This window comes from Actinomycetota bacterium, from assembly GCA_036280995.1.
Taxonomy (GTDB): Bacteria; Actinomycetota; CALGFH01; order CALGFH01; family CALGFH01; genus CALGFH01.
Map to the genome: position 1 here is coordinate 1 of DASUPQ010000439.1, position 10,773 is coordinate 10,773.

At 72.5% G+C, this 10,773-nt stretch carries 8 protein-coding genes; 5 read left to right on the plus strand and 3 right to left on the minus strand.

Going from position 1 to position 10,773, the window contains the following annotated elements; all coding sequences use genetic code 11:
• Positions 1-162: 162 nt before the first annotated feature.
• From VF468_14655 to VF468_14670, 4 genes are all read left to right on the plus strand, one after another.
• Complete coding sequence (locus VF468_14655; protein ID HEX5879533.1) at positions 163-1,122, plus strand: ATP-binding cassette domain-containing protein; 960 nt, start codon at positions 163-165, stop codon at positions 1,120-1,122.
• Positions 1,119-1,919, plus strand: a complete 801-nt coding sequence (locus tag VF468_14660) for an ABC transporter permease (GenBank protein HEX5879534.1) — start codon at positions 1,119-1,121, stop codon at positions 1,917-1,919. Before VF468_14655 ends, VF468_14660 begins: the two co-directional genes overlap by 4 nt.
• A 182-nt stretch (positions 1,920-2,101) precedes the next feature.
• Positions 2,102-2,947 (plus strand): alpha/beta fold hydrolase, encoded by an 846-nt coding sequence (locus VF468_14665; protein HEX5879535.1) that lies wholly within the window; start codon positions 2,102-2,104, stop codon positions 2,945-2,947.
• A gap of 577 nt (positions 2,948-3,524) precedes the next feature.
• A complete protein-coding gene (locus VF468_14670; protein ID HEX5879536.1) occupies positions 3,525-4,475 on the plus strand; it encodes an SDR family NAD(P)-dependent oxidoreductase in 951 nt (316 codons plus the stop codon).
• On the opposite strand, the gene VF468_14675 is transcribed toward VF468_14670, so the two are convergent.
• Complete coding sequence (locus VF468_14675; protein ID HEX5879537.1) at positions 4,472-6,055, minus strand: NAD(P)/FAD-dependent oxidoreductase; 1,584 nt, start codon at positions 6,053-6,055, stop codon at positions 4,472-4,474. The genes VF468_14670 and VF468_14675 overlap by 4 nt on opposite strands.
• 337 nt (positions 6,056-6,392) lie before the next feature.
• Here VF468_14675 and VF468_14680 point away from each other — a divergent pair, with 337 nt between their 5' ends.
• Positions 6,393-7,886, plus strand: coding sequence for a heme peroxidase family protein (locus tag VF468_14680; protein HEX5879538.1), 1,494 nt, complete (start codon positions 6,393-6,395; stop codon positions 7,884-7,886).
• A gap of 244 nt (positions 7,887-8,130) precedes the next feature.
• Here VF468_14680 and VF468_14685 read toward each other — a convergent pair whose 3' ends face one another.
• On the minus strand, positions 8,131-9,984 hold the full coding sequence (locus tag VF468_14685) for an FG-GAP-like repeat-containing protein (protein HEX5879539.1): 1,854 nt from the start codon (positions 9,982-9,984) through the stop codon (positions 8,131-8,133).
• A gap of 29 nt (positions 9,985-10,013) precedes the next feature.
• Positions 10,014-10,773, minus strand: a 760-nt coding sequence (locus VF468_14690) for a vanadium-dependent haloperoxidase (GenBank protein HEX5879540.1), incomplete at its 5' end; no start/stop codon positions are given.

Sequence of the window (10,773 nt, forward strand, 5' to 3'; positions counted from 1 at the left end):
CTGGCTGGACCTCAGCACCCGCTACGGCACCGTGCGCAACGACCTGGACGCCGCCGAGGGTCCCGGACCGGGCGAGGACGCGGTCGAGGTCCGCGCCCGCACCTCCTTCGGGAACATCACCATCAACCGCTCCGTCGCGAACGCCACCGGAAAGGACGAGACATGACGAGCCGCACAGCTCGGTCCGCGATCGCGGTCGCCGGACTGCGCAAGTCGTTCGGTGACCAGGTCGTGCTCGACGGCATCGACCTGCAGGTCCCGGAGGGGACGGTGTTCGCGCTGCTCGGCCCCAACGGCGCCGGCAAGACCACCATGGTGCAGATCCTGTCCATCCTGATCGGCGCCGACGCGGGTGAGGTAGCCGTCGGTGGCCACGACCTGGCCCAGGAACCAGATGCGGTGCGGGCCGCCATCGGGGTCACCGGCCAGTTCTCGGCGGTCGACCAGCTGCTCACCGGCGAGGAGAACCTGCTCCTGATGGCCGACCTGCGCCATCTGGACAGGGCGGAGGGCAGGCGGCGGGCGGCCGAGCTGCTGGACCGGTTCGACCTGGTCGAGGCGGCCAGGAAGCCGGCCGGCACCTATTCCGGGGGCATGCGCCGCCGGCTCGACCTGGCGATGACCCTGGTCGGCGACCCGCGCATCATCTTCCTGGACGAGCCGACGGCCGGCCTGGACCCGCGCAGCCGCCGGACCATGTGGCAGCTCATCCGTGAGCTCGTGGCCGGCGGGGTCACGATCTTCCTCACCACCCAGTACCTGGAGGAGGCCGACGAGCTCGCCGACCAGGTCGCGCTCCTGGACCACGGGCGGCTGATCGCCGAGGGCACCCCGGACGAGCTCAAGCGCCGCGTCCCCGGCGGCCACATCCGCCTCCAGTTCGCCGACCCGGACGGGCTCGAATCGGCGGCTCGCACCCTCGGGGACGCGGTGCGCGACGACGACGCGCTCACCCTCCAGATCCCGAGCGACGGTGGCGTCCGGTCGCTGCGGGCGCTGCTCGACCGGCTCGACGGGGCGTCGGTCGAGGTCGGTGGGCTGTCGATCCACACGCCCGACCTCGACGACGTCTTCCTCACCCTCACCGGCCAACCCGACAAGGAAAGGGCAACCCTGCCATGAGCACCCCCGCCTACGCGGTGCGCGACTCCAGGACGATGCTGCGCCGCAACCTCCGCCACATGTGGCGCTACCCGACCCTGACCCTGATGGTCGCCGGCATCCCGGTCGTCTTCCTGCTGCTGTTCGTCTACGTCTTCGGCGGCACCCTGGGCGCCGGGCTCGGCGGCCCGGGCGGCGGCCGCGCCGACTACCTCGCCTACGTCATTCCGGGGATCCTCCTCATGGCCGTGGCCGGGGTCGCCCAGGGAACGGCGATCTCGGTCGCCATGGACATGACCGAGGGCATCATCGCCCGCTTCCGGACCATGGCCATCTTCCGGCCCTCCATCCTGACCGGCCACGTCGTCAGCGCCCTGACCCAGACCGCCGCCAGCCTGGCCATCGTCCTCGCGGTCGCCTTGCTCATCGGGTTCCGGCCCACCGCCAGTCCCGTCGAGTGGACAGCGGCGGTCGGCGTCCTGGCCATGATCACCCTCGCCATCACCTGGCTGTCGGTCGCCTGCGGCCTGGTCAGCAAGACCGTCGAGGCGGCCAGCAACCTGCCTATGCCCCTGATGCTCCTGCCCTTCCTGGGCAGCGGGTTCGTCCCCACCGAATCGATGCCGACCGCCCTGCGCTGGTTCGCCGAGTACCAGCCCTTCACCCCCTTCATCGAGACCCTGCGGGGCCTGCTGCTGGGCACGGCCATCGGCAACAGCGCGGCCGTGGCCGTCGCCTGGTGCGTCGGCATCACCCTGGCCAGCTTCCTGTGGGCCCGCGCGGCCTTCAACCGCGACCCCGGGCCCGCGGCAACCTGATCCAAGCTTCCAAGGAGGCCGGCACACCTTCGTAGCGAAGCGGGGCATGCCTTCCGAGGCCAGGTGCACGCCGAATACTCCCAGCCGGAGATCGTGATCGTTGTGGTTCTGGGTGGGTTGCCGCCTCCCCAAGGGGCCCGACGAGAAGCCCACCTGTCCGGGCTCTTGGCGAGAATTGCTCCATGACGACGGCCGAGACCGACCTGCAGCTGAGCGACGGGCGCACCCTGCACGTCTACGACGCTCCCCCGGACGGCGCCGACCCCCGCCTGGTGGTGTTCTGGCACCACGGCACGCCGAACACCGGCGTGCCGCCCGAGCCCCTGTTCCCGGCCGCCGCCCAGCACGGCATTCGCTGGGTGTCCTACGACCGGCCCGGATACGGCGGGTCCACCCCTCACCCAGGGCGGGACATCGCCTCGGCCGCCGACGACGTCTCCAGCGTCGCCGACGCCCTGGGCATCGGGCAGTTCGCGGTCATGGGCCACTCCGGTGGGGGCTCGCACGCCCTGGCCTGCGGCGCGCTGCTGCCACAGCAGGTGGTGGGCGTGGTCTGTGTGGCCGCGATGGCCCCGTCGGACGCCCAGGGGCTTGACTGGTTTGCGGGCATGGCGGCCTCCGGCGAGGCGAGGCTGCGCGCCGCCGCGGCCGGCCGCGCGGCGATGCAGGCCCACCTGGCATCCACCGAGTGGGACCCGGAGGAGTTCACCCCGGCGGACCACGCCGCCGTCGAGGGCGCCTGGTCCTGGCTGGGGACGGTGGCCGCCAAGGCCCTGGAGGGCGGCCCGGACGGGCAGGTGGACGACGAGCTGGCCTACGTCGCCCCCTGGGGGTTCGACCCCGGACAGGTCCGCGCGCCAGCGCTGTTCCTGCACGGCGGCCAGGACCGGGTCGCGCCCGTTTCCCACGGCCGGTGGCTGGCCGAGCGCACCCCCTCGGCAGAGCTGTGGCTGCGCCCGGACGACGGGCACATCTCGGTCCTGAACGCCGCCGCGGCGGCCCTGGGCTGGCTCCGCGAGCACACCTGAGGCGGTCGCGGTTCAGCGCCGCAGGCGTTGGTTGCACCACCCCAGGCCGCGCCCAACCAGTCCCTTCGTAGGTTCACGGCTGCTGAGCGGCTTGTCGCTGGTCGTGGGCTCGGCGTGCGCGTGCTTGGTGCTGGACCAGGCCGCACAGCCCCTTGGGCCTGGAAGGCCTCCTCCACCCGCCAGCGGCACCCGGCCACCCGCGCCAGGGCGGCCAACGGCAGTGTGGCCGGGCCGGCGCAGCGGTAGAAGGCCAGCTCCGGTGCGCAGGTACGGCCGACAGGCAGCCGGCGGGCCCTGTCGGCCGGCACCCCGGCAGCCAGGGCACGCGCAAGCATCACCCTGGCCAGCTCGGCTTGGTCGCAAACCCGAGCCGCTCGGGCACCCGGCGCCAGCGCGGCGGTCCGGGTCGGCGATCCAGCCCCTGGGCACAGACAGCTCCCGATCAACGACCGCGTGCCCGACCGGGCTGGCGCTGCCGCGGGCGAGGGCATGCATCCGCGGGGTGGCCTCGGCGCGTAGGGATTGTGGCTGGACTTTCCGGGGCAGCCGGGCCCCGGGATCGGAACAGGGAGGTGGGATGCGTCCGCGTCGGGACCTCCGGGGTGCCGTGGTGGTGATCACCGGCGCCTCGAGCGGGATCGGCAAGGCAACCGCGCTGGCCTTCGCCGGGCTGGGAGCTCGGCTGGTGCTGGCCGCGCGCGACCCCGAGGCGCTGGGTGAGGTCGAGCGCGCCTGCCAGGCCCGGGGCGCCCAGGCGCTGGTGGCGCCGACCGACATCACCGACGCCGCCGCCGTGGAGCGGCTGGCCCGCCGGGCGGTGGACACCTTCGGCCGCGTCGACGTCTGGGTGCAGGCGGCGGCCAGCCTGATCGCCGGCCCGCTGGGCAGCGAGCGGGTGGAGGAGCTGCGGCGGCTGGTCGAGGTCAACGTGGTCGGGGCGACCCTCAGCGCCCGGGCCGCGCTGGCCACCTTCCAGGCCCAGGGCCACGGGACCCTGGTCATCGTGGGGTCGCTGCTGGGGATCGTGCCCAACCCCCAGGTGCCGCTGTACTCGATGACCAAGTACGCCACCCGCGGCCTGGCCCTCAACCTGCGCCAGGCGGTCGCCGGCCAGCCCGGAATCCATGTCTGCCTGGTCATGCCCGGCCCGGTGGACACGCCGGTGTTCCAGCGGGCCGCCAACCACACCGGCCGCCAGCTGCGGGCCATCCCGCCGGCCTACGCCCCGGAACGGATCGCCGCCGCGATCGTCGGCTGCGCCCGCCGGCCCCGCCGCCAGACCACCGCCGGCGCCGTCTCCTCCCTGCTGCTGGCCTCCCACCGGGTGGCGCCGCGCCTGGCCGAGTGGGCGGTCGCCCGCTGGAGCGCTACCACCCTGACCCGGGCCACCCCGGCTCCGGACACCTCCGGCGCCCTGTTCGCGCCCGTGCCGATCGCGGCCGTGCACGGCGGCTGGCGCCGGGGCCGGCTGCGCCGGCGCCTGGGTGAGCGGCTCGGGACCGCCCTGGCGCAGCGGCAGGGCCGCTAGCGGCCGGCCCCGGTCAGCAGGCGGCGGCGGGCGTCGCGGCGCAGGGCCAGGGTGGCGGCGTTGGCGCCCGGGGCCCCGTGCACGCCCCCGCCGGGGTGGGCGGACCCCGAGGCCAGGTAGACGTTGCGGATCGGGGTGGTCGGCCGGCCCATGGCCGGGGTCGGGCGGAAGACCAGCTGCTGGTAGATCTGGGCGGTGCCGACGTTCAGGGCCCCATGGACCAGGCTCGGGTTCAGCTCCTGCATGTCCGGCGGCCCCATGACGTGGCGGGCGCGGATGCGGTCGCGGAAGCCGGGGGCCTTGGCCTCGATCCGGGCTTCGATGCGGTCGGCGAACCGCTGGACTTCCGCGTCCGTCCAGGCGCCGGTGAGGTCGCCGCCGGCGTCGCCACGGACCTCCTGGGGCACATGCGCGTACGCCCACAGGGTCTCGGTCCCCGCCGGCGAGCGGGTGGGGTCGGTGGTGGTCATCTGCCCGACCACGATCAACGGCTTGGCCGGGATCACCCCACAGGCCAGCTGGGCGTTGTACATGGTGAGGTCGTCCATCGAGTCGGTCAGGTGGACGGTGCCGGCGCGGCGGGCGGCCTCGGCCTCCCAGGGCACGGGGCCGTCCAGGGCCCAGTCGACCTTGACGGTGGCGTTGTCGAACTGGAAGCGGCCCAGGTCGTCAACCACCGCCGGCGGCAGGTGGTCCTCGCCGATCAGGTGCCGGTACAGGCTGATGGCGTCGACCGCGCCCACCACGGCCCGGCCGGCCGGCAGCACCTGGCCGTCGGCGGTACGCACGGCCACCGCCCGCCGGTCCCGGATCTCCAGCCTCTCGACCCGGGAGTGGTAACGCACCCGCCCACCCCGGGCCTCCAGACGGCGCACCAGGGCGGCCGGCAGCTCCCCGGCCCCACCCTTGACCGCCGGGTAGCCGAGCTCCTGGCCGATGCCGCACAGCAGGAAGCCGAGGAAGCCGCTGCCCGGCGCCTCGGGGCCGATGTCGGCGTGCAGGGCATTGCCGCCCAGCAGCAGCCCCCCACCGGCCCCGCCGAACTCCTCCTCGGCCAGGCGGCGGACCGGCAGCAGGGCGAAACGGGCCAGCCGCAGCAGCTCCCGCGGCGGCATCCGGATGCCTAGGGCGACCCCGGCCTTCACGGGCGGGAACAGCGAGAACAGCCCGGACAGGACGGGACCGCGCAGCCGCCGCCAGCGCCCGTACAGCCGCTCCCAGGCCGCCCCGTCGCCGGGGGCGAAGGCCTCCAGCGACGCCGCCGTCTCGGCCAGGTCGCGCGACAGCACCGCGCAGCGGCCGTCGGCGTGCGGGTGGGCCACGACCAGCGGGGCGTGCACCCACTCCAAACCGTGGCGCTCCAGCTCCAGGCGGCGCAGGATCGGCGAGGCCGCCCCCAGCGGGTAGAAGGCGCTGAACACGTCGTTGCAGAACCCCGGGCCGGTCAGCTCGGCTGAGCGGACGCTGCCCCCGGCCTCCCCCGTGGCCTCGAGGACCTCCACCTCCCAGCCGGCATCGGCCAGCAGGTTGGCCGCGACCAGCCCGTTGTGGCCGGCGCCGACCACGACGGCGTCAGCCATCGCCAGCCGGGTCCCGGACCGGGTGTCTTCTCATGGGATGGTGGGTACCCGGTAACCGGCGCCGTACGCCGCCACCGCAGCGGAGAACGTGGAGCGGCGGGATCTCGGCCAGCCCGCGCCCCTACCCCAGGGAACGCGGCGACCTCCATGTCGGCGACCCATCCTGAGCGGGCGGACCGCAGGCGCCGCGGCCGGTGGGTGAATCTGCGACGCCGGGCCCCTGCCATTTTTCTTTCCTCTGCACCTTCGCCGGTTCCGACATCAAGCTGGGAGCCAGCACCGGATGCTGTCAAGCTAGGGCATTGCTCGCATAGTCGACATCTGGAGGAGCGTTGCCATGCCCCACGGCCATGCCAATCTCGGCGAGTCGACTCCGCAGTCGGTGTTCTACGCTCAGGGCCGGTTCGGTCGTCTGTTCCCGACCCTGCCGCCGTTCGCGGCCGACACCAAGCTGGTCCGGGATGCGCTGGCCGAGCTCGGCGCCCAAGGCGGTCCCATGGATGCCGCCGACGACCTCTCGGACCCGGTCACCCTGATCACCGACCCGGCCAAGAGCGCCAACAACCCCAACAACCCGACGATCACGGCTGGCTTCACCTTCCTGGGGCAGTTCCTGGACCACGACATGAGCTTTGATCCGACCTCCAGCCTGGCCCGCCGGCAGGACCCCGAGGCCATCCGGAACTTCCGCATCCCCGCGCTGGACCTTGACAGCGTCTATGGGGGCGGGCCGGTCGCCTCACCGCACCTGTACGACCGCACCGTGGACGGGGGCCAGACCACGCTGCTGACCGAGGAGATTCCCGGGTCGGCGGCGGTGTCGATCGACGGCGCGACCCGGCTGGATCTGCCCCGCAACCGTCAGAACACCGCCCTGGTCGGCGACCCCCGCAACGACGAGAACCTGGTCGTCGCCCAGCTCCAGCTGGCCTTCCTACGCTTCCACAACCAGGTGGTCGACGACGTCAAGACCGAGCTGGGCCCGGGCTACACGGTCCAGGAGATCTTCGCCGAGGCCCAGCGGGTGGTGCGCTGGCACTACCAGTGGCTCATCCTGCACGAGTTCCTCCCCACCACCGTCGGTCAGACGATAGCCGACGACGTGGTGGCCAACGGCCCCCAGCACTTCGGGTGGCGCAACGACCCGTTCATCCCGGTCGAGTTCTCGGTGGCCGCCTACCGCTTTGGCCACTCCCAGATCCGTCCCAGCTACCGAGCCAACTTCGGGACCAGCGCCAGCGACCCGTCCCAGCAGTTCTTCGCCCTGTTCCTCGACCCGGGAGCTGCCGACCCCGACGACCCGTCCGACCTGCGGGGTGGGCGGCGCGCCCCGCGCCGGTTCCTTGACTGGCAGACCTTCTTCGACTTCGGCGACGGCCGGGTACGTCCCAACAAGAAGATCGACACCACCCTCTCGTCAGTGCTGTTCACCCTGCTGGGCCAGCCCGAGGGCGAGCCGAGTTCGCTGGCCACCCGCAACCTGCTGCGCAACCTGACGATGAAGGTGCCATCGGGCCAGCGGGTGGCCCAGGCGATGAACCTCCCTGAGCTGGCCGCGGGGGACCTTGAGGATCTTCAGCCCCTCCATCTCCACCGGCGGACGCCCTTGTGGTTCTACATCCTGCGCGAGGCCGAGGTCACCGCCGGCGGCGAGCACCTGGGCCCGGTCGGCGGCCAAATCGTCGCCGAGGTCATCGTCGGCCTGATCAAGGGCGATCGCCAGTCCTACCTGCGCCAGGACCCCGACTGGACCCCCACCTACGGCACCGGCGGCTCCTTCACCATGGTGGACCTGCTCACGACCGCCGGCGCCGTCGCCACCATCCCCTAGCCACCGTCGGTGTCGGCCCCTCCCGGCCGCCAAGGCCATCACGCTCTTCGACCTGCCGCAACTGCGACGCGGGCTGAGGGCCCTGAGCAGGCCTGACGCTTCCGGCCAGGACAGGCTCAGACCGCCGCCCAGGGCGATCGAGCGAAGCGCTCTTGCGGTGCGGCCGCTCCAGCTGCCCAAGACGGGCCCACCGATCGCATGCGTCGCAGCCGCTGGTGAGTCGATCGGTATGGGCGTTCGCTGTCTAGGGGATGGTGCCGTCGTTGATGTCGCCCTCGGTGGCGGTGAAGTCGGTTGCCGTGTCGGTGCCGCTGCCGCCGCTGAAGCGGTCCGCGCCCGACCCGCCGGTGAGCCGGTCACTGCCGCTGCCGCCGCCCAGGCTGTCGTCGCCTGGGCCGCCGGACAAGCTGTCGCTGCCGCTGTCGCCGCACAGCAGATCGTTGCCGTCCCCGCCAGCCAGGGCGTCGTTGTTGCTCTGGGCCAAGAGCAGGTCGGCGCCGGTGTCGCCGGTCAGGATATCCTTGCCGCCGCCGCCGACCGTGACCCTCACCTGGACCGTGCCGCTGGCCTGCCCATCGCTGACGGTGACGGTCAGGATCGCGGTCCCGCCGCGCCCGTCCACGGCGCTCACGGTCATCGTCCGAGCGGCGCCGCTGCCGGCGAAGACGATGTTGCCGGTCGGCACCAGCGTCGGGTTGGAAGACGAGAGGACGCTGAGTGTCAGCTCCGCTGCCGGGCTCTCTATATCGGCCACGGTCAGGTTGATCGTGCCTGAGTGGTCATCCCTGCCGCAGGTCCCGCCGACGGCCACCGTCACCGTGGGGGGGTCGTTGACGGCGGTGACGGTCAGGGTCACCGTGGCCAACTCCGATGCGAGGGTGCCGTCGCTGGCCCGGTAGGTGAACGAGTCGCCGCCGATGTAGTTGGTGGCCGGGGTGTAGGTGAAGGAGCCGTCGGGGTTGAGGGTGAGGGTGCCGTGGCTCGGCCCTGACACCAGCACGGCGCTCAGCGGGTCGTGGTCGGGGTCGATGTCGTTGCCCAGCACCCCGGGGGCGGCCACCGTCAGGGGCGTGTCCTCGGCGGTGCTGTAGGAATCATCGGCCGCCGTCGGGGCCCGGTTGGTGACGGTGGTGTTCAACAGCACCGCCACGTTGTTCTTGGTGGGGTGGGCGGTGGTCAGATCGGGCTTGCCGTCGGCGTTGAAGTCGGCCACCGCGACCGAGGCCGGGAGGGGGCCGGTGGGGAAGTCGTTAGGAGCGCCGAAGCCCCCGCCGGGGCCGCCGAGCAGCACCCTGACCTGGTTCCCGGAGCGGTGGGCGACGACCAAGTCGGGATCCCCGTCGAGGTTGAAGTCCCCCACCGCCACCGAGGACAACCCACCCTGGACCTGAGACCCGGACAGGACGGTGGTCGGGCCGGCGAAGCCGCTGCCGGAGCTGCCCAGCAGCACCCGAACCTGGCCGGACTCTTCGGCGACGGCCAGGTCGGGATCGCCGTCCTGGTTGAACTCGCCCACCGCCACGGCGGCGGTGCCGGTGCCGGTGGCGACGGTGGTCGGACCGCTGAAGCGGCCGCCCGGGCCCCCGACCAGCACCGACAGATTGCCGAGGACGTGGTCGGCGACCACCAGGTCGGGATCCCCATCGCCGTTGAAGTCGCCCACCGCGACCACGTAGGGGGAGCCGGCGGCGAAGTCGGTCGGGCCGCTGAAGCCGCCATCGGCGCCGCCGAGCAGCACCGAAACCGTGCCCTCGAAGGCGTTGGCGACCGCCAGGTCGGGATCGCCGTCCTGGTCGAACTCACCCACCGCCACCGAGTTGGAGAAGAAGCCGGTGGGGAAGCTGATCGGGCCGGTGAAGCCGCCATCGGCGTCGCCGAGCAGCACCGAGACGTCGCTGGAGAACCGGTTGGCGACTGCCAGGTCGGGGTCGTCGTCGCCGTTGAAGTCACCGGTTGCGACCGAGACGGGGCTGTTGCCGGCGCTCAAGTAGGTCGGCGGATCGAGCTCCACCGGCGGCTGCGCCCGCGTCGACGGCGCCAGGAGCAAGGCGGCGAGCAGGGCCGGGGCCACGAGGACAACGAGACGGATGGGTCGCATATGGCCTCCAGTGGCAGCCTATGCCAGGGTTAGCTGGCGGTGCCGTTGAAGTAGGTCAGGGCCCTGGCCCAGGCGTGCTTGCCCACCTTGGAGCCGGCTTCGCGGGCGTCCTTGTCGCCGTGCTCGAAGTGGACCCCGCCGTACTGGCGCGACAGCCCGGCCTGCTCGGCCGCATACCGGAAGTTCGTCCACTTGAGGGTGATCGGCTTGGCCGGCACCCCCGGATGGGTGGCCGTCTTGGGCTCGACCCGGGAGCTGCCCGCGGGGATGGTGACCATCAGCTCGAAGTTGCCCCGACCAGTGAAGCCGGTCAGCACCTCGGCAGCGGCGCCGGAGAAGGTGGAGTGGCCCGAGGCGTACTCGGCAAAGGGAGGGGCCGGGTCGTTGGGGGGCCGATACGGAATCCAGTCCTCGCCCTTGATATAGCTGGGTCCCTTGTAGGGGCCGCCCCAGGCCTGGATGATCTTGCCCCGTTGCAGCCACCGGACCGCGCTGATGGGCCGGATCGAGTCCCAGCGTCCTTTGCCGTCCCAGGCGCTGATGCTGGCATCCAACAGCGCGTTGTTGAGGGCGAAGAACAGGCGGGCGTCCTCATCGAGGGTGTTGGTGTCGCGGCGGGCCACCCACTGGGCGAACTGGTTCCAATGTCCCGGCGGGGTCACCGAGCCCGGGCCGTCCTCCCAGTACTCGGCGGTCGTCTTGCGGAAGTCGTCCAGCTGCTTGGAGTACTGGGTCATCTTGTCGATCTGGCCGACGAACTGGCCGCTGGGCTTCCCGTCCGGCCCCAGG